This window comes from Pseudomonas sp. CFBP 8770 (assembly GCF_014841705.1).
In the GTDB taxonomy this organism is placed as follows: Bacteria; Pseudomonadota; Gammaproteobacteria; order Pseudomonadales; family Pseudomonadaceae; genus Aquipseudomonas.
Genome location: NZ_JACYUL010000004.1, coordinates 264,611 through 283,520, shown reverse-complemented (window position 1 = coordinate 283,520; position 18,910 = coordinate 264,611). Strand labels below are relative to the sequence as shown.

Here is an 18,910-nt window from a genome sequence, read left to right as displayed (position 1 = left end):
CAAGCATGCAAATCAAACTCGCCAATCCCCGTGGCTTTTGCGCGGGTGTGGACCGAGCGATCGAGATCGTCAACCGCGCCCTGGAAGTCTTCGGCGCACCGATCTATGTCCGCCACGAAGTGGTGCACAACAAGTTCGTGGTCGAAGACCTGCGCAATCGCGGCGCCATCTTCGTCGACGAGCTCGACCAGGTGCCTGACGACGTCATCGTCATCTTCAGTGCCCACGGCGTTTCCCAGGCCGTGCGCCAGGAAGCGGCCGGACGCGGCCTGAAGGTGTTCGACGCGACCTGCCCGCTGGTCACCAAGGTGCACATCGAGGTGGCCCGCTACAGCCGCGATGGCCGTGAGTGCATTCTCATCGGCCACGCCGGGCATCCGGAAGTGGAAGGCACCATGGGCCAGTACGATGTCAGCAACGGCGGCGCCATCTACCTCGTCGAAGACGAGAAAGACGTTGCCAACCTGAACGTGGTCAACCCTGAAAACCTTGCCTTCGTGACCCAGACGACCTTGTCGATGGACGACACCAGCCGGGTCATCGACGCGTTGCGCGCGCGCTTCCCGGCCATTGGCGGGCCGCGCAAGGACGACATCTGCTACGCCACGCAAAACCGCCAGGACGCGGTCAAGATCCTGGCCGACGAGTGCGACGTGGTGCTGGTAGTGGGCAGCCCGAACAGCTCCAACTCCAACCGGCTGCGCGAGCTGGCCGAGCGCATGGCCACCCCGGCGTACCTGATCGACGGCGCGCAGGACATGCAACAAGGGTGGTTCGACGGCGTGCAGCGTATCGGCATTACCGCTGGTGCCTCGGCGCCCGAGGTGCTGGTACGCGGTGTCATCGAGCAACTGCACGCCTGGGGTGCGACCGGCGCCGACGAGTTGATCGGCCGGCCGGAGAACATCACGTTCTCGATGCCCAAGGAATTGCGGGTGAAGACGATTACTTGAGTGACTTGCGGCACTGATCGTCGCGATTGCGTACGTAGCTTTTGTCTAGCCTGAGCCTTCCGGCCCAGCTGAGGATAAGGCGCGTACGCGCCTTGTCGGTGCGGTCGCACACGTAGAGCGTTCCGGGGTTGCCGGCGCCGCTTACTCCGGCAACGGCGCCGAACGTGTTGAAACGCACCTCCTTGCGTATCCATAGGTTTCCTTCGATCCTGATCGCGCCGTCCAATACGCGCTCGCGCAGCACAGTGCTCGAGCTGGAAGGCAGCCCGCGCCTGTCTGGCATTACCTTCCATCCCCAGCCCCACCCCTTGTCCGACGCGCGGACGACCATAGGGGTATGCCTCACAACCGCTTCGGTTCGGGCCATTTTCAGGGTCGCGACCAGCTCGCTGACGATCATCTGACGCCGCTGCTCCTGCAGCATCGCGCGGAAGGCGGGCACCGCGATCGCTGCCAATATCCCCGCCACTGCCAGCACCGCCACCAGCTCTACCAATGTCACTCCCTTGCTGTTCATGCCAACCCTCCCTGGGTTTCTGTGCAACAGGCGCTGATCCCTCTAGAACAACCGTATATCCTGTGCGCCCAGCGAACTGCGCGAGCGCTGGTTTATAGTCAGTGCTCCTGGGGGAGGCGTCCAATGCGGCATGGTTACAAGGGGTTTACGCTGGTCGAGCTGATGGTGACGATCGCGGTGTTGGCCATCCTGGTAACCGTGGGTATTCCCTCGTTCGTTGCCTTGATGAACAACACCAAAGCCGACACTGAGTCGACGGATTTGTATCGGGCACTTAACTATGCGCGGCTCGAGGCGATCAATAGGGGCATGAATGTGCGGGTCAGACCACAGACAGCGAACACCTGGACCAGCCAGCTGAATATCCAGTCGGTTGCCAATGGCGCCGTGGTCGATACGCTCAGGGTGATCGCCCCCATGGCCACCTCTGCCGTGGTACTTCCCAACGACCTGGCTTTTATCGAATACAGCAGTCTGGGCGCACTGGTGGTGCCGGCCAGCAAGTTTGAGTTTGTCTACACGCGCGGAAGCTTCAGCAGGACTCTGGGCGTCTGTGCGAACGGTCGCATAGTGCCGACTGGGGCTTGTCCATGACTCGGCCTGCGAAACAGAAGGGTGCCAGCCTCATCGAGGTGCTGGTGTCGCTATTGGTGCTGGGCATCGGACTGCTTGGCGCGGCGGCCCTCCAGCTCAATGCCTTGAAGTTCACTGATAGCTCCACCTTGAGCAGCCAGGCCAGTTTCCTCGCCTATGACATGATGGATCGAATCCGTGCCAACCCCAATGCCAACTACGCGCTGTCCGCCCTGAGTGCCGCGCCGACCAGTGCCGGTGGTTCCACTCGCAATCAGGATCTGGTCGACTTCGCCGCCAACGTCACTGCGCTCGGGGGAGCAGATGCCGCAACCAGCAGCATCGACGTCAAAGGTCGGTTGGTGACGATCACCATCAGATGGTCCGATGCTCGTGCAGCGGGCGCGTCCAATGTTTCCAACGTAGCCGGCACCGATGCCGCCGTTCAGGAGTACAAGCTCGTCAGCCGCGTGGCAATGGACAAGGACATCAAATGAGACGGAGCATGGCCGGTATCGGTCTGATCGAGCTGATGGTGGCAATGACCCTGGGTCTGGTCATCACACTGGGCGTGACGCAGATATTCCTGACGGCGAAGAACACCTACCGCTCGCAAAGCGCGGCAGCCGCTATTCAGGAGGACGCGCGGTTCATACTGAGCAAGATGATTCAGGAAGTCCGTTCCGTGGGGATGTTTGGTTGCCTGGCCACGGTGCAGGACAGCAGTAAGGAGGGGGATTTCGCCGCTGCCTTCGCGACACCTATTACCGTTACCAGATCTTCGAATGGCAATGTGGTCCTGACGCTAGTGTACGCAGATGTCGGCGAGAATGGCCCGTTGCCCACTTGGCAGATTCGTTCGGATTGTAGGTTTAGCGCGACCGCGTACACCGGCGGACAGACGCCTGCATTGACGGCAGGGCAACTGACTTTCCCCATCCGCAGGGTGGTTTACTCCTACAGCAGTAACTCGATCAATGTCGGCCCAAAGGCTGATAGCGTTTCTCCTTTGATCAACAATGTCAGCCAGTTCGATGTGACCTTCGGCATGGCCTCCAACGACGCCGACGAGTTTGCTTCCAGCTATGTGGCGACGCCTACCAACTTCGCCCTCATTCGCAGCGTGCGCATTGCTCTGAAGGTCACCGATGGCAATGCGACTGCATTGGCGAAGGAGCAGTCGTTCAGCATCGTGGCTTCCATTCGGAACCGTCTATTGTGAGGAGGCCTGCGTTGGGTTCAATTTCGATGAGGCGACGCCCTGGTCCACAGCGAGGCATGACGCTGATCATCGCGTTGGTATTTCTTCTGCTGCTGACATTGATCGGTATCTCGTCCATGCAAAACGCAACGCTGCAGGAAAAGATGGCTGGCAGTGTAAAGCTGCGCAACGAGTCCTTTCAAATGGCCGAAGCGGCGTTACGACTGGGTGAAAATGCGGTTGCGGCGTCGGGTTATACGTTGGCGGTCTGCGCCGATGTGACCCGGTGTGCGCCTCCTGTCCTGGCCAATACCGGTCTCCCCGCAGCAGGCAATGATGCCAGTTCCGGGGTGGTATGGACCGCTGCAGCCAGTGGTGGTCTGTACGGGGTTCAAAAACTGGGCATCACCAAAGACCCTGCCATTCTTGCTGCGAGTATTCCCGTGACGGAAAACGGCGTCTCATTCACGCTTTACAGAATCACGGGCGTCGGATTGCAGGGCACATCCCGTACAGTGCTGGAGACCCTCTATGCCAAGCAGCAATAAATCGATGCAGCGCCTGGCATGGTGGCGTAGCTGCCTGCTCGGTGCATTGGTGAGCAGCTATGTGGCGATGCCTGCGTATGGTTTTACGCCATCGAGTTCACCCTTGCTTAGCGCCGGCGCTGTGACCCCAAACGTGGTGCTGCTGGTGGACAACTCCGGGAGCATGAACAGTCTCATCAGATCGACTGCGTTCAATCAGTTGGACGCCCAGACAGCTGTTTACACCTGTAATGCAAACAACGACTGCCAATATGTAAACGCGCTGGACATGAGCAGCGAGAACGTTTTCTACAGCAGTTTCAACCAAGGCACCTGTACAAACAGGGGCCTGATCGGCTACAGGATGTTCTACAAATTCACTACGAACCGTCTTGTCTGCATGAAACTGCCTGATCCTGTCGGCTCGGGCAACACGCGTTACTCGGCCAACTATGTTTCCTACCTATACGACCAAGTTCCGGCCAGTAATCCAAACAGGGACTACACCGATGGTGTTGTCATTCCCAATGACTACCGAATCAACGTAGCTCGCAAGACGGCGGTCGACTTGGTAGGCGCCAATCGCAATCTTCGGATCGGTCTCGCGACGTTCAATCCGCCTGCTACCGGCAACCCTGGGCCGGGTGGCAACATTGCTCGAGCCGTCGCGGACATCTCGGCCACCTCGGACACGACCAAAGCCAACTACACCGCCTTGGTCAATGCCATCAATGGTTTGGGTGCTGTAGCAAACACGCCGCTGGCTGAAACCTACTATGAGGTTACGCGCTACTTTCGTGGCATGGCGCCATACTACAATTCATCGCCTTCAACCTATACCAGCCCCATTCAGTACCGCTGTCAAAAAAACTACGGCGTCGTGATCACCGACGGTCTGCCGACCTATGATCGTACCTTTCCCAAAGACGATCCCCTGGGCGGTAGCAACTTGCCCAACTGGGATGGGATCAGTGCGAACGACGGCAACAACATCAACGGCGACGGTGAGGGCGACACCCTCTACCTGGACGATATCGCCAAATTCGCCTATGACATCGACATGCGCTCGGGCGGTACCGACCTGGCTGGCAAAAGTTGGGACTCGAGTGATTTCGTCCAGCAGAACATGTTTACCTACACCGTGGGCTTTACGGCCAACAACGACATGCTTTCGGACGCTGCCGACTACGGCAAAGGCCAGTATTACCAAGCCACCGATGCTGCCGGACTAACGGCGGCACTGGGCTCCGCGCTCAATGCCATTTCTTCGGTCGCGGGCTCAGGTGGGGCGGGGGTTTCCAGTTCGGCAACGTTGACGACAGGCGCGCAGTATTACGAGACGTTCTACGACCCAACTGATTGGCGCGGCACGATCAAGGCGTTCAACTACAACGCCAATGGCACGGTCAACACCAGCAAGTACAACTGGAGTACCGACGATTTGATCAAGCCCGGTACGACATCGGTCTATCAATCCTGGAATACGACCAGTAACGCCGCCGTCACGCTGGCCTACGATAACTTCTCTACTGCACAGAAAGCGTCGCTGAACGCCAACCTGCCTCGCTCCATCACGGGCGGGGATCTGGTGGAATGGAGCAAGGGTACCAATAAAACAGGACTGAAAACGCGCACGGTACTGTTGGGCGATATCATCAACTCGCCGCTCGTCTATGCTTCTCCCACCGCGAATACCGCTTCCGACTCGGTCGATGACAACAGCTATTCAACCTATTTGACCAATAAAGCCAAATCGATGAATCCCAACTTGTTGGTTAATACCAACGATGGGTTCGTCAATGTCATCAGCACCAGCGGTCGCCGAGTCTATGCGTACATGCCTTCGAGTGTGCTACCCAACCTGCATTACGTGGCCGATACCGATTATGTCAACGGCACGTCTCATACCTTTCTGGCAGATGGGCAAATCACGGTGGCCGATGCGCCACAGGGCAAGACATGGAGAACCATTGCCTTGGGCGGAGTTGGAGCCGGTGGCAAGGTATTCTATGCCTTGCAGTTGTTCGACGACTCAGCAGGCAACAGCATCAAGGCACTGTGGGAGATTCGTGCGCCTGATACCGCCGACACCAGTAATACTTTCAATGACCTGGGCTATGCCTATGCCAAACCGGAAGTGGGTCGATTGAAGGACGGTACGTGGGCGGCTTTCATCAGTAATGGTTACGGCAGCGCTACGGGGCGAGCGGCTCTCTATGTCGTGAACTTGAACACAGGAGCCTTCATCAGCAAACTCACAACACCCGTTGTGAAGGCTGGAGAAACCGATAACGGTTTGTCGTCGGTCAAGTTGCGGCTGGACGCACAAGGCTATGTTCAGTATGCCTATGGCGGCGACCTCAAGGGACGGCTCTGGAAGTTTAACTTCACGACATCAACCAAAGGTGTCGATCCAACCACACCCTTGTTCACAGCCGCTGGCGAAGCCACACAACCGATCACCGCCCAACCCGTCATAGGCAACTACACCAACGGCCGCAAGTTGATTTTCTTCGGTACCGGAAAGCTCAACGAGTCGGCCGATAAAACCACCAAGAGCCCGCAAGCCTTTTACGCCATCCTGGACAGTGATGCTTCCACGACGAACTACACCCAATCGCAGTTGCAGCAGCAGACCATTACCAACATCACGGGTCAAACTGTTTACACCAGCCAGAACAGCGTCGACTACACGTCTCGTATGGGCTGGTACATGCCGCTCACCTATCAGGGCATCAATGCCGGTGAGCGCGTGATTTACGCTGCGCGTTTGATCGAGGGTCGTATCTATTTCAGTACCGCCATTCTGGATACTACGGATCCTTGCTCCAGCTCCGGTTCGGGCAAAATCATGGAGGTGGATGCCGCTACTGGTAAAATGCTCACCAACTTTGCAGTGTTTGGAAGTACGACCTCGATCAGTGGTTATACCATCAGCGGCGGATTACCCAATTTCTCTGCCTTCGTAGGCAGCGATAGCAACAGCACCGACTCACCCAGTCAAACCATCACGGTGCAGGATTCCAATGGTAACCTTTTCACCTATATCGAGCCCGGCGCCGTACAGAATCGGCGGATCATGTGGCGACAACGACAGTGAGCATGCCTATGGAAAAGCAGCAGGGTTTTACCTTGATAGAATTGATGATCGTAGTCGCCATCGTCGGCATCCTTGCCGCCATCGCCTACCCCAGCTACACCGAGTACGTGAAGCGTACCCATCGGGTCGAGATCGGGCAGGTGCTAGCCGAAGGTGCGCAGAATTTTGAAAGAGGATTCACCCGAACGGGCAGTTACGCCAACGTGCCCGACGTCGCGGGTAATGCCTGGTACAACATCCTGACGGTGAAGGACGCCACCACGTTCAGCCTGACGGCGGCGCCAAGGGCGGGCACCATGATGGTCGGTGACAAGTGCGGCAGTTTCGTCATCAATCAAACCGGCGCGCGGACCAACACCGGTATGGCCGCCGGCAACACCTCTGCCACCTGCTGGGGCCGCTGAGCCTTCTTTGGAATCGTTTCATGTCTGACCATGTGTTGGTTGTCGGCGGCGGCGTGATGGGCCTGCTGACGGCCTACAACCTTGCTGCCCATGTGGGTCGCATTACCCTGATCGACCGCAGCGCGGTCGGCCAGGAGTCTTCCTGGGCCGGCGGCGGCATCGTTTCGCCGCTGTATCCCTGGCGCTACAGCCCGGCGGTTACGGCGTTGGCGCATTGGTCGCAGGATTTCTATCCGCGCCTGGGGCAGCGCCTGGCCGTCGATACGGGCATCGACCCGCAGGTGTACACCACCGGTTTGTACTGGCTGGACCTGGACGATGAAGCCGAGGCGCTTGCCTGGGCACGGGTCAATCGTCGGGGGCTGGCGGCAGTGGATATTTCAGCTACCTATGAGGCCGTGCCGGTGCTGGGGCCCGGGTTCGGGCGGGCGATTCATATGGCCGATGTCGCCAACGTGCGCAATCCGCGCTTGATCAAGGCTTTGAAAGCGGCTTTGTCGGCGATGCCCAACGTGACGGTGCGCGAGCAGTGTGAAGTGCAGGGCTTTTTGCTAGATGGCCAGCGGGTGGTCGGTGTGCGTTCGGCGCAGGGGGAGGCGCTGGCCGACGAGGTGGTGCTGACTGCGGGCGCCTGGAGCGGTGAGTTGTTGCAGACCCTGGGCATCGGTTTGCCGGTTGAGCCGGTGAAGGGCCAGATGATCCTGTTCAAATGCGCGGCCGACTTTCTCCCGAGCATGGTGCTGGCCAAGGGGCGCTATGCGATTCCCCGTCGCGATGGGCATGTATTGATCGGCAGCACATTGGAGCATGCGGGCTTCGACAAGACGACAACGCAGGAAGCGCTGCACAGCCTGATGGCCTCGGCGGTCGATCTGCTACCAGCCTTGGCCGAGGCCACGCCGGTGCAGCAGTGGGCCGGGTTGCGTCCGGGGTCGCCGGAGGGGATACCGTTCATTGGTGCGCTGCCGCGGCATCCGGGTTTGTGGTTGAACTGCGGGCATTACCGCAATGGGTTGGTGCTGGCGCCGGCTTCGTGTCGTCTGCTGGCCGACCTGCTGCTGGGTCGCGAAGCCGTGATCGATCCAGCCCCCTACGCGCCGCAGGACCGCATCCCCCTGTAGCAGCGGCGCAAGCCGCGTCCGGCCTCGCCGCGTTCATTCAGGCACACCGCGTAAACCGCCGACGCGTTCATTCAGGCACACCGCGCTAACCGCCGACGCGGCTTGCACCGCTGCTACGGGGATCGCGTTGTCTTGTAGCAGCGGCGCAAGCCGCGTCCGGCCCGGCCGCGGTCATTCGGGCATACCGCGAGCACCGCCGACGCTTCTGTTCGGGCACACCGCGTGCATCACCGATGCGTTCAATCACGCGCACCACACAAACCCTGTAGCAGCGGCGCGAGCCGCGTCCGGGTTTGACGCGGTGGCACGGAATCAATCCAGTCCAAGCTTTTTCAGGCGATAGCGCATCGAGCGAAACGACATGTTCAGCCGCTGCGCCGCTGCCGTGCGGTTCCAGCGGGTTTCTTCCAGCGCTTGCAGGATGAGCTTGCGCTCGACGCTTTCCAGGTAGTCTTCCAGGTTGTCGACCTGGGCCAGGCTGGGTTCGCCGGACTCCACGCTGACTGCCGTTTCGCTCAGGCGCAGGTCGCTCGCCTCGATGCGATCGTCTTCGCACAGGGTGTAGGCCCGTTCGAGCATGTTTTCCAGTTCGCGCACGTTGCCGGGAAAGCGGTAGCCCTTGAGGGTTTCCAGGGCTGCCGGGGTCAGCTGCGCCGGTGGCAGGCCACTGCCCTGCGCCAAGCGCGCCAGCACGCTGCCAGCCAGCAGCGGAATGTCTTCACGGCGCTCGCGCAGGCACGGCACGCGCAACTCGATCACGTTGAGTCGGTAGTAGAGGTCCTGGCGAAAGCGCTGGGCCGCTACCTCGGCTGCGAGGTCCTTGTGGGTCGCGCTGAGAATGCGCACATCGACCACGTTTTCAGTCTGCCCGCCCACGGCGCGCACGGCCTTTTCCTGGATGGCGCGCAGCAGCTTCACCTGCATGGTCAACGGCAGGTCGGCCACTTCGTCGAGAAACAGCGTGCCGCCATTGGCCGCCTGAAACAGCCCCGGCTTGTCTTCGGTGGCACCGGTGAAGCTGCCCTTGCGATGGCCGAAGAATTCGCTCTCCATCAGCTCGGCGGGGATGGCCCCACAGTTGACCGGAATGAATGGCCGATCCGCGCGCGGGCCCTGCTCGTGAATCAGCCGGGCGACCAGTTCTTTGCCGCTGCCCGACTCGCCGCTGATGTAGACCGGCGCCTGGCTGCGTGCCAGCCGGCCGATCTGCTTGCGCAGCCCCAACATCGGTGGCGAATCGCCAAGCAGGCGCTGGTCGATGCTCGGTTCCTTGCCGACAGGGGCGGGCGCCGGCATGCGCAGCGCGGTGCCAACCAGCTCGCGCAGGCGCGGCAGATCGACTGGTTTGGTAAGAAAATCGAAAGCGCCGGCCTTGAGCGCATTGATGGCGGTGTCCAGGCTGCCAAAGGCAGTGATCATCGCCACCGGCACCTGCGGGTAGCGTTGCTGGATGAACTGCACCAGCTCAAGACCGGTGCCGTCGGGCAGGCGCATGTCGGTCAGGCACAGGTCGAACGATTCGCGGCCCAGCCATTCGCGGGCCTCGTTGACGTCGCGCGCGCTACGGGTTTCCAGTTTCATGCGGCCGAGGGTGATCTCCAACAGTTCGCGGATGTCCGGCTCGTCGTCCACGATCAGAATTTTTTGCCTGGCGCTCATAGTCATCCCTGTTTGCGCGGGTGGGCGAAGGTGATGCGCATGCAGCTGCCCCCTTTTTCACGTGCTCTGTAGTCTAGGTGGGCCTGATTGCTTTCGCACAGCTCGCGGGAAATATACAGGCCCAGCCCGGTGCCGTTGCTTTCGGTGGTGAAGAAAGGCTCGAACATGTGCTGCAACTGATCGGCGGCAAAGCCCGGACCATCGTCCAGCACCTCGAGGATCGGCAGGCCGTCGGTCGGCTCCACGAAAAGATTCAACCAGACCTGCGCGCGGCCCTGTTGCTGGGCGCTGTAGCGCATACCGTTTTCCACCAGATTGTTCAGCACCTGAGTCAGTTGGTTGGCATCCATGCGGGTTTCCAGGGTGCCGTCGCTGACGTACATGTGCAGTTGCTGGCCCGGGCGCGCGGTGGTGCGAAAGTCACTGACGAAGTTTTCCAGCCACGCCTTGAGGTCCAGCGGGTGCGGTGCGCTGGGGCGCCGGCGCGACAGCTGCAGCACGTTCTCGATGATCAGGTTCATGCGCTTGCATTGATCCTGAATGATCTGCGTCAGACGCCGGTCGGCCACCGGCAGGTCTTCGGACTCCTGCAGCAGTTGTCCGGCATGACTGATGGCGCCCAACGGGTTGCGGATTTCGTGGGCGATGCTGGCCGTAAGGCGACCGAGCGCGGCCAGCTTGAGTTGCTGGGCCTGCTGTGCGATCTGCGACAGGTCTTCAAGAAACACCAGGGTCTGCTGCTGTTCACCACCGCGACGCAGGGCGATGAAGCTGGCCTGGATGGACGGCCCGGTAGGGGAGAACTTGAGGCTTTTCACGCGCAGGGCGGGGTTGGTCTGCCACTGCAGCAACCGTTCGATCAGGTCGGGTGAGTGGACGGCGATCAGCTCGCCATTGAGTGTCATGCGGCCGAAAAGGCCCAAAGCGCCCTGGTTGGCCAATTGCACCCGCAGTTCGGTGTCCAGCACCAGGATGCCGGTGCGCATGCGCTGCAGAATCAGCGCGTTCAGGGCTTCCAGGCTGGTGACGTCACTGGCGCGCTGCTCGGCCAGGTTCTCGCTGGTGCGCAGCAGTCGACTGAGCCCTTGAACCACGAACCACACGGCGAAGCAGAGGACACCCAGGGTGCTGGCCTGCAGGTAGTCGTTGGCGGCGGTGGGCCGCGAGATGCTCAGGTAGAAGGTCAGGTAGATGATGCCGATGGTGGCCAGCGCGGCGATCAACAGGCCCAGGCGGTTGCGCAGCAGCAGATTGCCCATGGCCACCGAGGCGATCATGAGGTTGCCGATACCGCTGGGTGTGCCGCCGCCGGCGTAGAACAGGCCCGCGAGCATGATGACGTCGGCGGTGGCCAGGCTGAACACCGGCAAGACCCGGCGCGGGTTGCCCATCAGCACTACGACGAGGATGTTCAGGATCAGGTACAGCCAGCTGCCGGCGCGAAACAGTTCGCCATCGGCCACTTCCAGCAGGCGGTTGTCCATGTTGCTGGAAATCAGCAGGACCAGCGACAGGCCGATGGTCAAGCGGTAGAGGTGGTACAGGCGCAGCATCCGCTGCGCCTGGGCGCCGCCGAGAAACTGCGCTTCAGCGGGCACCGTTGCCGGGCCCTTGCTCCAGGTGCGGCTTGCTGCAATACCAGTGGCTGTCGCGGCGCAGCGCGCTGTCTTCTGGCAGATGCACACCGCACTGGGCGCATCGAACCATGCTCAGCGATGCAGGCTTGTCATCCTGGCGAGGCGCGCGCGCCGGGTTCTTGAATTTGCGCCACAGCCAAATGGCGGCGAACACGACGGCGATCCAGAAAATCAGGCGAATCATGGGATGGTCAGCTTTGCCAGGGGAGATGGCGCAGTGTAGGAGCGCGCCCGATGCGGAGCAAGCAGCGGTGATCGCTGTTACGCCCGTGGGAGCGGTCATCGGCCGCGAAAAGGGCGCTGCGGTGCATCAGGTATACCGCGGTGCGCCGTTCGCGGCCACGGACCGCTCCCACAGGTTTGTGTGTAGCAAAAAAAAGGGGCCGTCAGGCCCCTTTTTTCAATGCAACCCAGCTTCAGTCGAAGAGACCAAAGGTGGCATAGCTGAACCACGAGCGGCTCTTGCCTTCTTCGGCGTTCGGCTGCTGCTGGTCGGCGGTGCCGCCGTCTTCAGGCGGCAGCAGTTCTTTCGGAATGGCGTCGCGCGCTTCCTGATACTGACGCTGCACATCCTGGTTGGCGCGGGTTTCGCCCGGCGGCAGCGGGTCGGTGTTGTTGCCGATCCAGCCCAGAGTGGCCTTGGAGATCCACGAGCGGTTGTCCGCTTCGTCCTGCTGGGGCACGAACTTGCCGTCTTCCAGGCTCGGGTGATCCGGGTAGTTGGTCTTCAAGGTGTCCAGGCTGGTCGCGGCCAGGTCATCCAGGTGCAGACGCATGTAGGCTTCGGTCATCACCGCCAGGCCGTCGCCGACGGACGGCGTTTCCTGGAAGTTCTCCACCACGTAACGGCCACGGTTGGCGGCAGCGACATAGGCCTGACGGGTCAGGTAGTAGTCAGCCACGTGGATCTCGTAGGACGCCAGCAGGTTGCGCAGGTAGATCATGCGCTGCTTGGCATCGGGCGCGTAGCGGCTGTTGGGGAAGCGGCTGGTGAGCTGGGCGAACTCGTTGTAGGAATCGCGGGCAGCACCCGGGTCACGCTTGGTCATGTCCAGCGGCAGGAAGCGCGCCACCAGGCCACGGTCCTGGTCGAACGAGGTCAGGCCCTTGAGGTAATAGGCGTAATCGACGTTCGGATGCTGCGGGTGCAGGCGAATGAAGCGCTCGGCAGCCGACTTCGCCGCTTCCGGCTCGGAGTTCTTGTAGTTGGCGTAGATCAGCTCGAGCTGCGCCTGGTCGGCATAGCGGCCGAACGGATAACGCGACTCCAGCGCCTTGAGCTTGGCCGTGGCACTGGTGTAGCTATTGTTGTCCAGGTCGGCCTGCGCCTGCTGGTACAGCTCGACTTCGCTGAGGTTTTCATCGACCACTTCCTTGGTCGAAGAACAGGCCGCGGTGAGTCCGAGGATGGCGATCAGCAGCAGGTGTTTCACTTGCATGGCGGCTAGCGTCCCTATAAACGGCCGCTGTCTCGGGCGTGGCCGTCCTGTTATGATGAGCACCCCGTGGAACCACCGGGGCAAAAGACGCCGTATTTAACCACAAGCGTGCAGCCGAAACCAAAGGCTGTGCCGCCGCCTAGTCCGAGCATGTCCGAGATCATACAACTTCGCGCAGAGGTACCGTCCGATTTGGGCGGACAACGCCTCGACCAAGTCGCCGCCCAATTATTCGCTGAGCACTCGCGCTCGCGCCTTTCCGCCTGGATAAAAGAGGGCCGCCTGACCGTGGACGGGGGCGTTCTGCGCCCGCGCGATACCGTGCATGGCGGTGCCCTGCTCGAGCTCAATGCCGAACAGGAAGCCCAAGGTGAGTGGGTGGCCCAAGACATTGATCTGGACATCGTCTACGAAGACGACCAGATCCTTGTCATCAACAAACCGGCCGGCCTGGTGGTCCATCCGGCCGCCGGACACGCCGACGGCACCCTGCTCAATGCACTGCTGCACCACGTGCCGGACATCATCAACGTGCCGCGTGCCGGCATCGTCCACCGCCTGGACAAGGACACCACCGGTCTGATGGTAGTGGCCAAGACCATACAGGCGCAGACGCAGCTGGTGACACAGTTGCAGAGTCGCTCGGTCAGCCGCATCTATGAGTGCATCGTGATCGGCGTGGTCACCGCAGGCGGCAAGATCAACGCGCCGATCGGTCGGCACGGCCAGCAGCGCCAGCGCATGGCGGTGATGGAGGGCGGCAAGCAAGCCGTCAGCCATTATCGCGTGCTCGAGCGTTTCCGCTCCCACACCCATGTGCGGGTCAAGCTGGAAACCGGTCGGACCCACCAGATCCGCGTGCACATGTCGCACATCAACTTCCCGTTGGTGGGCGATCCGGCCTACGGCGGCCGCTTCCGCATTCCGCCTGCGGCCAGCGCCACCATGGTCGATGCGCTGAAAACCTTCCCGCGCCAGGCCCTGCATGCGCGCTTCCTCGAGCTGGATCATCCGACGACCGGTGAGCGCATGGGCTGGGAATCACCTCTGCCCGACGACTTCGTCTGGCTGCTGTCGCTGCTCAAGCAGGATCGCGAGGCCTTCATCGGGTGACCACGTTCGCGCAGGGCCTGCTGTTTCCCGACTGGCCGGCTCCGGCGTCGGTGAGGGCCTGCGTGACTACCCGTGAAGGCGGCGTCAGCCCGGCGCCGTACGCCAGTCTGAACCTGGGCGCGCATGTGGGCGACGATCCACAGTGCGTGGTCCAGAACCGCCTGCGTTTGACCGCCCACTTCGGCATCCTGCCGGCCTGGCTCAACCAGGTGCATGGGGTCCGGGTGGTCGAGGCCGACCCGAGCCGCGTGCTCGAAGCGGATGCGAGCTGGACCACCACCCCCGGCATTGCCTGTACCGCCATGACTGCCGATTGCCTGCCTGCGTTGTTCTGCAACCGGGCAGGTACCCGTGTGGCGGCGGCCCACGCCGGGTGGCGCGGGTTGGCGGCCGGGGTGCTGGAAGCCACCGTCGATGGTTTCCAGGAACCGCCCGAGCAGCTGATGGCCTGGCTGGGGCCGGCGATCGGTCCGCGTCGGTTCGAGGTCGGCGCCGAGGTGCGTGACGCATTCATCGCGACTCATCCGCAAGCAAATGAGGCGTTCGTGCCGGGTGCCGCGCCCGGCAAGTTCCTGGCTGATATCTACGCCTTGGCGCGGATTCGCCTGGCGGCGGCAGGGATGACGGCGGTATATGGCGGGGGGATGTGCACCGTGGAAGATGAGCGGTTCTTTTCCTATCGCCGCGCGTCGGTCACAGGGCGGTTCGCTTCGTTGGTGTGGCTGGAGTCGTAGCTTCGCCGCGGGAGGCCTCTTCGCGGGCACTGCCCGCTCCCACAGAGTAGATTGCATCCTGTGGGAGCGGTCATCGGCCGCGAAAGGGGCACTGCGGATTAATTGATCCACCGCGGCGTCTGGTTCGCGGCCACGGACCTCTCCCACAATGATCTTCGCGCAGTTCTAGCATTATGGAAGCGGGCGGTATAGACACAACCTCCCTCGATCTGCAACCCCCAACCTTGAATCTTCACCAACACCCCCCATCTAACTGTCATCCCCGGCAGGTTTTCTTTATCAGGTGTGTCCATCGCTCCGGCCTGCCCCTTTTCAGGAAGGTGACTCATGCGTATAGACCGTTTGACCAGCAAGCTTCAACTCGCGTTATCCGACGCACAATCCCTGGCCGTTGGCATGGACCATCCGGCCATCGAACCGGCGCATCTGATGCAGGCCCAGCTCGACCAGCAGGGCGGTTCGATCCGTCCGTTGCTCATGCAGGTGGGCTTCGACGTCAACAGCCTGCGCAAGGCGCTGAGCAAAGAGCTCGACCAGTTGCCGAAAATCCAGAACCCGACCGGCGACGTCAACATGTCCCAGGACCTGGCGCGCCTGCTCAACCAGGCTGACCGGCTGGCGCAGCAGAAGGGCGATCAGTTCATCTCCAGCGAACTCGTATTGCTGGCCGCCATGGACGACAACAGCAAGCTGGGCAAGCTGCTGTTGGGGCAGGGCGTCAGCAAGAAAGCCCTGGAAAATGCCATCAGCAACCTGCGCGGTGGCGAGGCGGTCAACGACCCCAACGCCGAGGAGTCGCGCAAGGCCCTGGAAAAATACACCGTCGACCTGACCAAACGCGCCGAGGAAGGCAAGCTCGACCCGGTGATCGGCCGTGACGACGAAATCCGTCGGACCATCCAGGTGCTGCAGCGCCGCACCAAGAACAACCCGGTACTGATCGGCGAGCCCGGTGTGGGCAAGACTGCCATTGCCGAAGGCCTGGCTCAGCGCATCATCAATGGCGAAGTCCCCGATGGCTTGCGCGGCAAGCGCCTGCTCAGCCTGGACATGGGCGCGCTGATCGCCGGCGCCAAGTTTCGCGGCGAGTTCGAGGAGCGCCTGAAGTCGCTGCTCAACGAGCTGTCCAAGCAGGAAGGGCAGATCATTCTGTTCATCGACGAACTGCACACCATGGTCGGCGCTGGCAAGGGCGAAGGCTCGATGGACGCGGGCAACATGCTCAAGCCGGCACTGGCCCGTGGCGAGCTGCACTGTGTAGGTGCCACCACGCTCAACGAATACCGCCAGTACATCGAGAAGGACGCTGCCCTGGAGCGACGCTTCCAGAAGGTGCTGGTCGAGGAGCCGAGCGAGGAAGACACCATCGCCATCCTGCGTGGCCTCAAAGAGCGTTACGAGGTTCACCACAAGGTGGCGATCACTGACGGCGCGATCATCGCGGCAGCCAAACTCAGCCATCGCTATATCACTGACCGCCAGTTGCCCGACAAGGCCATCGACCTGATCGACGAGGCGGCCAGCCGCATCCGCATGGAGATCGACTCCAAGCCCGAAGTGCTCGACCGCCTGGAGCGCCGTCTGATCCAGCTCAAGGTCGAGTCCCAGGCTTTGAAGAAAGAGGATGACGAAGCCGCGATCAAGCGTCTGGAAAAACTGACCGAGGAAATCAACCGACTGGAACGCGAATACGCCGACCTGGAAGAGATCTGGACTTCGGAAAAAGCCGAAGTGCAGGGTTCGGCGCAGATTCAGCAGAAGATCGAACAATCACGTCAAGAACTGGAAGCAGCGCGTCGGCGCGGCGACTTGAGCCGTATGGCCGAGTTGCAGTACGGGGTCATCCCCGACCTGGAGCGCAGCCTGCAGATGGTCGATCAGCACGGCAAGAGCGAGAACCAGTTGCTGCGCAGCAAGGTGACCGAGGAAGAGATCGCCGAGGTGGTTTCCAAGTGGACGGGGATTCCCGTGTCGAAGATGCTCGAAGGCGAGCGCGACAAGCTGCTGAAGATGGAAAGCCTGCTGCACCAGCGCGTGATCGGCCAGGAAGAGGCCGTGGTTGCCGTGTCCAACGCGGTGCGGCGCTCGCGTGCCGGATTGTCCGATCCCAACCGGCCCAGCGGCTCGTTCATGTTCCTCGGCCCGACCGGTGTGGGCAAGACCGAACTGTGCAAGGCGCTGGCCGAGTTTCTCTTCGATACCGAAGAGGCAATGGTGCGCATCGACATGTCCGAGTTCATGGAGAAGCATTCGGTCGCTCGCCTGATCGGTGCGCCACCTGGGTACGTTGGCTATGAAGAAGGCGGCTACCTGACCGAAGCGGTGCGTCGCAAGCCGTACTCGGTGTTGCTGCTCGATGAAGTCGAAAAGGCCCACCCGGACGTGTTCAACGTGCTTTTGCAAGTGCTGGAAGATGGCCGTCTGACCGACAGCCACGGGCGTACCGTGGACTTCCGCAACACCGTGATCGTAATGACCTCGAACCTGGGGTCGGCGCGTATCCAGGAGCTGGTCGGCGACCGCGAGGCACAACGCGCAGCGGTCATGGATGCGGTCACCAGTCATTTCCGTCCCGAGTTCGTCAATCGGATCGACGAGGTGGTGATTTTCGAGCCACTGGCGCGCGACCAGATCGCCGGGATCACGCAGATCCAGTTGGCACGGCTGCGTAGTCGTCTGGCCGAGCGCGATCTGAGCCTGGAGCTGAGCGATGAGGCGCTGGATAAGCTGATCGCGGTGGGCTACGACCCGGTGTATGGCGCGCGTCCGTTGAAGCGTGCGATCCAGCGCTGGATCGAGAACCCGCTGGCGCAGCTGATTCTCTCGGGCAAATTCCTGCCAGGGACTTCGGTGCAGGCGTCGGTGGTCGATGACGAGATCGTGTTTGCTTGAGTGATGAGTGGCAGTGAGGGCCTCTTCGCGGGAAGAGCCCGCTCCCGCGGGCGCTCAAGTCATTGTGGGAGCGGGCTTTGCCCGCGAAGAGGCCCTCACTAACCCACCCCATTGATTTACCGTTGCATTTTCGTTTCAAGGCTTGTAAAGTGCGCCCCGCTGTACGTCATCCCGCAGAACCACTGGCTTCACCCGGTTCTGAAAAAAAGTTGCAAATCAGTGTCTTGAAAGCAATTTAAAGGGTTGACAGAGGTTTTGAAGATTGTAGAATAGCGCGCCTCAGAGACATGAACGCAGCGATGCGAACAGGTCGAAGAGTTCAAGGCGGTAGTGATACAGGCTTGAAGCTGCAGCGGTTGTAGATGTACTGAAATTGATAGTTCCGTGATAGCTCAGTCGGTAGAGCAAATGACTGTTAATCATTGGGTCCCAGGTTCGAGTCCTGGTCACGGAGCCAAATTTCATATCGGGGTATAGCGCAGTCCGGTAGCGCGCCTGCTTTGGGAGCAGGATGTCAGGAGTTCGAATCCCCTTACCCCGACCATATTTGGGTCGTTAGCTCAGTTGGTAGAGCAGTTGGCTTTTAACCAATTGGTCGTAGGTTCGAATCCCACACGACCCACCATTTTTGATTCCGGTTCGCTGGATCGAATCTTAAAAAGCCCCACCGTTTAACAGCGGTGGGCAGCAGAAAAGGCGCCTTCCGGGGTGCCTTTTTTGTACCGGGGTATAGCGCAGTCCGGTAGCGCGCCTGCTTTGGGAGCAGGATGTCAGGAGTTCGAATCCCCTTACCCCGACCATATTCATGAAAAAAGGCGCCTGTCATGGGCGCCTTTTTTTTGCTCTCGATTTCATGCCATTCCACCCCAGTCTCTACGGGTACCCCGTGGGAGCGGTCATTGGCCGCGAAAGCAGCTCTGCGTGTTGTCTGCTGCACCGAGGTGTCTGTTTCGCGGCCACGGACCGCTCCCACGAAGCCACCTGTAGCAGCGGCGCAAGCCGCGTCCGGCCGCACCGCGTTTAATCAGGCACACCGCATC

At 61.1% G+C, this 18,910-nt stretch carries 16 protein-coding genes and 4 tRNA genes; 15 read left to right on the top strand and 5 right to left on the bottom strand.

What is annotated here, in order from left to right; genetic code table 11:
• Positions 1 to 5: 5 nt before the first annotated feature.
• The gene (ispH, locus tag IFT98_RS10995; protein WP_192048625.1) at positions 6 to 953 is read left to right on the top strand and encodes a 4-hydroxy-3-methylbut-2-enyl diphosphate reductase; all 948 of its coding nucleotides are present in this window, start codon (positions 6 to 8) and stop codon (positions 951 to 953) included.
• On the opposite strand, the gene IFT98_RS10990 is transcribed toward ispH, so the two are convergent.
• On the bottom strand, positions 946 to 1,470 hold the full coding sequence (locus IFT98_RS10990) for a GspH/FimT family pseudopilin (protein ID WP_192048623.1): 525 nt from the start codon (positions 1,468 to 1,470) through the stop codon (positions 946 to 948). The genes ispH and IFT98_RS10990 overlap by 8 nt on opposite strands.
• Positions 1,471 to 1,593: 123 nt before the next feature.
• On the opposite strand from IFT98_RS10990, the gene IFT98_RS10985 reads away from it, so the two are divergent.
• From IFT98_RS10985 to thiO, 7 genes are read left to right on the top strand one after another with little or no spacing between them, the layout of a single operon-like run.
• Positions 1,594 to 2,064, top strand: a complete 471-nt coding sequence (locus IFT98_RS10985) for a GspH/FimT family pseudopilin (protein ID WP_192048622.1) — start codon at positions 1,594 to 1,596, stop codon at positions 2,062 to 2,064.
• Complete coding sequence (gene pilV / locus IFT98_RS10980; protein ID WP_192048620.1) at positions 2,061 to 2,540, top strand: type IV pilus modification protein PilV; 480 nt, start codon at positions 2,061 to 2,063, stop codon at positions 2,538 to 2,540. Before IFT98_RS10985 ends, pilV begins: the two co-directional genes overlap by 4 nt.
• Complete coding sequence (locus IFT98_RS10975) at positions 2,537 to 3,265, top strand: PilW family protein (RefSeq protein WP_192048619.1); 729 nt, start codon at positions 2,537 to 2,539, stop codon at positions 3,263 to 3,265. The genes pilV and IFT98_RS10975 overlap by 4 nt, the downstream gene beginning before the upstream one ends.
• Before the next feature lie 56 nt (positions 3,266 to 3,321).
• The gene (locus IFT98_RS10970) at positions 3,322 to 3,792 is read left to right on the top strand and encodes a pilus assembly PilX family protein (protein WP_244650930.1); all 471 of its coding nucleotides are present in this window, start codon (positions 3,322 to 3,324) and stop codon (positions 3,790 to 3,792) included.
• The gene (locus IFT98_RS10965) at positions 3,776 to 6,871 is read left to right on the top strand and encodes a pilus assembly protein (RefSeq protein WP_192048617.1); all 3,096 of its coding nucleotides are present in this window, start codon (positions 3,776 to 3,778) and stop codon (positions 6,869 to 6,871) included. The genes IFT98_RS10970 and IFT98_RS10965 overlap by 17 nt, the downstream gene beginning before the upstream one ends.
• Before the next feature lie 8 nt (positions 6,872 to 6,879).
• On the top strand, positions 6,880 to 7,275 hold the full coding sequence (locus tag IFT98_RS10960) for a type IV pilin protein (RefSeq protein WP_192048878.1): 396 nt from the start codon (positions 6,880 to 6,882) through the stop codon (positions 7,273 to 7,275).
• A 20-nt stretch (positions 7,276 to 7,295) separates the two neighbouring features.
• Positions 7,296 to 8,396, top strand: coding sequence for a glycine oxidase ThiO (thiO, locus tag IFT98_RS10955; protein WP_192048615.1), 1,101 nt, complete (start codon positions 7,296 to 7,298; stop codon positions 8,394 to 8,396).
• Positions 8,397 to 8,708: 312 nt separating this feature from the next.
• Here thiO and IFT98_RS10950 read toward each other — a convergent pair whose 3' ends face one another.
• The 4 genes from IFT98_RS10950 to IFT98_RS10935 all read right to left on the bottom strand — a co-directional run bounded on the left by IFT98_RS10950 (position 8,709) and on the right by IFT98_RS10935 (position 13,131).
• Positions 8,709 to 10,055 (bottom strand): sigma-54-dependent transcriptional regulator, encoded by a 1,347-nt coding sequence (locus tag IFT98_RS10950; RefSeq protein WP_192048613.1) that lies wholly within the window; start codon positions 10,053 to 10,055, stop codon positions 8,709 to 8,711.
• Between the two features lie 2 nt (positions 10,056 to 10,057).
• On the bottom strand, positions 10,058 to 11,653 hold the full coding sequence (locus tag IFT98_RS10945; protein WP_425312030.1) for a sensor histidine kinase: 1,596 nt from the start codon (positions 11,651 to 11,653) through the stop codon (positions 10,058 to 10,060).
• Positions 11,643 to 11,876: a PP0621 family protein gene (locus tag IFT98_RS10940; RefSeq protein ID WP_122475309.1), complete on the bottom strand. Its 234-nt coding sequence runs from the start codon at positions 11,874 to 11,876 to the stop codon at positions 11,643 to 11,645. The genes IFT98_RS10945 and IFT98_RS10940 overlap by 11 nt, the downstream gene beginning before the upstream one ends.
• Before the next feature lie 232 nt (positions 11,877 to 12,108).
• Complete coding sequence (locus IFT98_RS10935; protein WP_192048611.1) at positions 12,109 to 13,131, bottom strand: outer membrane protein assembly factor BamD; 1,023 nt, start codon at positions 13,129 to 13,131, stop codon at positions 12,109 to 12,111.
• Between the two features lie 150 nt (positions 13,132 to 13,281).
• Here IFT98_RS10935 and rluD point away from each other — a divergent pair, with 150 nt between their 5' ends.
• The 7 genes from rluD to IFT98_RS10900 all read left to right on the top strand — a co-directional run bounded on the left by rluD (position 13,282) and on the right by IFT98_RS10900 (position 18,670).
• Complete coding sequence (gene rluD, locus IFT98_RS10930) at positions 13,282 to 14,244, top strand: 23S rRNA pseudouridine(1911/1915/1917) synthase RluD (RefSeq protein WP_122475306.1); 963 nt, start codon at positions 13,282 to 13,284, stop codon at positions 14,242 to 14,244.
• Entirely contained in the window at positions 14,241 to 14,978 is a 738-nt protein-coding gene (pgeF, locus tag IFT98_RS10925) for a peptidoglycan editing factor PgeF (RefSeq protein WP_192048609.1), read from the top strand. The genes rluD and pgeF overlap by 4 nt, the downstream gene beginning before the upstream one ends.
• 327 nt (positions 14,979 to 15,305) lie before the next feature.
• Positions 15,306 to 17,870: an ATP-dependent chaperone ClpB gene (gene clpB / locus IFT98_RS10920; protein ID WP_122795378.1), complete on the top strand. Its 2,565-nt coding sequence runs from the start codon at positions 15,306 to 15,308 to the stop codon at positions 17,868 to 17,870.
• Positions 17,871 to 18,251: 381 nt separating this feature from the next.
• Positions 18,252 to 18,327, top strand: a tRNA-Asn gene (locus tag IFT98_RS10915).
• A 10-nt stretch (positions 18,328 to 18,337) separates the two neighbouring features.
• Positions 18,338 to 18,414, top strand: a tRNA-Pro gene (locus IFT98_RS10910).
• 5 nt (positions 18,415 to 18,419) lie between these two features.
• Positions 18,420 to 18,495: transfer RNA gene (locus IFT98_RS10905), tRNA-Lys, on the top strand.
• A gap of 98 nt (positions 18,496 to 18,593) precedes the next feature.
• Positions 18,594 to 18,670 (top strand) — tRNA-Pro (locus IFT98_RS10900).
• Positions 18,671 to 18,910: the final 240 nt, after the last annotated feature.

What these genes read in the sequence shown, in the direction of transcription:
- ispH (WP_192048625.1), top strand. Translation starts at nt 6, where the DNA reads ATGCAAATCAAACTCGCCAATCCCCGTGGCTTTTGCGCGGGTGTGGAC.
- IFT98_RS10990 (WP_192048623.1), bottom strand. Translation starts at nt 1,470, where the DNA reads ATGAACAGCAAGGGAGTGACATTGGTAGAGCTGGTGGCGGTGCTGGCA.
- IFT98_RS10985 (WP_192048622.1), top strand. Translation starts at nt 1,594, where the DNA reads ATGCGGCATGGTTACAAGGGGTTTACGCTGGTCGAGCTGATGGTGACG.
- pilV (WP_192048620.1), top strand. Translation starts at nt 2,061, where the DNA reads ATGACTCGGCCTGCGAAACAGAAGGGTGCCAGCCTCATCGAGGTGCTG.
- IFT98_RS10975 (WP_192048619.1), top strand. Translation starts at nt 2,537, where the DNA reads ATGAGACGGAGCATGGCCGGTATCGGTCTGATCGAGCTGATGGTGGCA.
- IFT98_RS10970 (WP_244650930.1), top strand. Translation starts at nt 3,322, where the DNA reads ATGACGCTGATCATCGCGTTGGTATTTCTTCTGCTGCTGACATTGATC.
- IFT98_RS10965 (WP_192048617.1), top strand. Translation starts at nt 3,776, where the DNA reads ATGCCAAGCAGCAATAAATCGATGCAGCGCCTGGCATGGTGGCGTAGC.
- IFT98_RS10960 (WP_192048878.1), top strand. Translation starts at nt 6,880, where the DNA reads ATGGAAAAGCAGCAGGGTTTTACCTTGATAGAATTGATGATCGTAGTC.
- thiO (WP_192048615.1), top strand. Translation starts at nt 7,296, where the DNA reads ATGTCTGACCATGTGTTGGTTGTCGGCGGCGGCGTGATGGGCCTGCTG.
- IFT98_RS10950 (WP_192048613.1), bottom strand. Translation starts at nt 10,055, where the DNA reads ATGAGCGCCAGGCAAAAAATTCTGATCGTGGACGACGAGCCGGACATC.
- IFT98_RS10940 (WP_122475309.1), bottom strand. Translation starts at nt 11,876, where the DNA reads ATGATTCGCCTGATTTTCTGGATCGCCGTCGTGTTCGCCGCCATTTGG.
- IFT98_RS10935 (WP_192048611.1), bottom strand. Translation starts at nt 13,131, where the DNA reads ATGCAAGTGAAACACCTGCTGCTGATCGCCATCCTCGGACTCACCGCG.
- rluD (WP_122475306.1), top strand. Translation starts at nt 13,282, where the DNA reads ATGTCCGAGATCATACAACTTCGCGCAGAGGTACCGTCCGATTTGGGC.
- clpB (WP_122795378.1), top strand. Translation starts at nt 15,306, where the DNA reads ATGCGTATAGACCGTTTGACCAGCAAGCTTCAACTCGCGTTATCCGAC.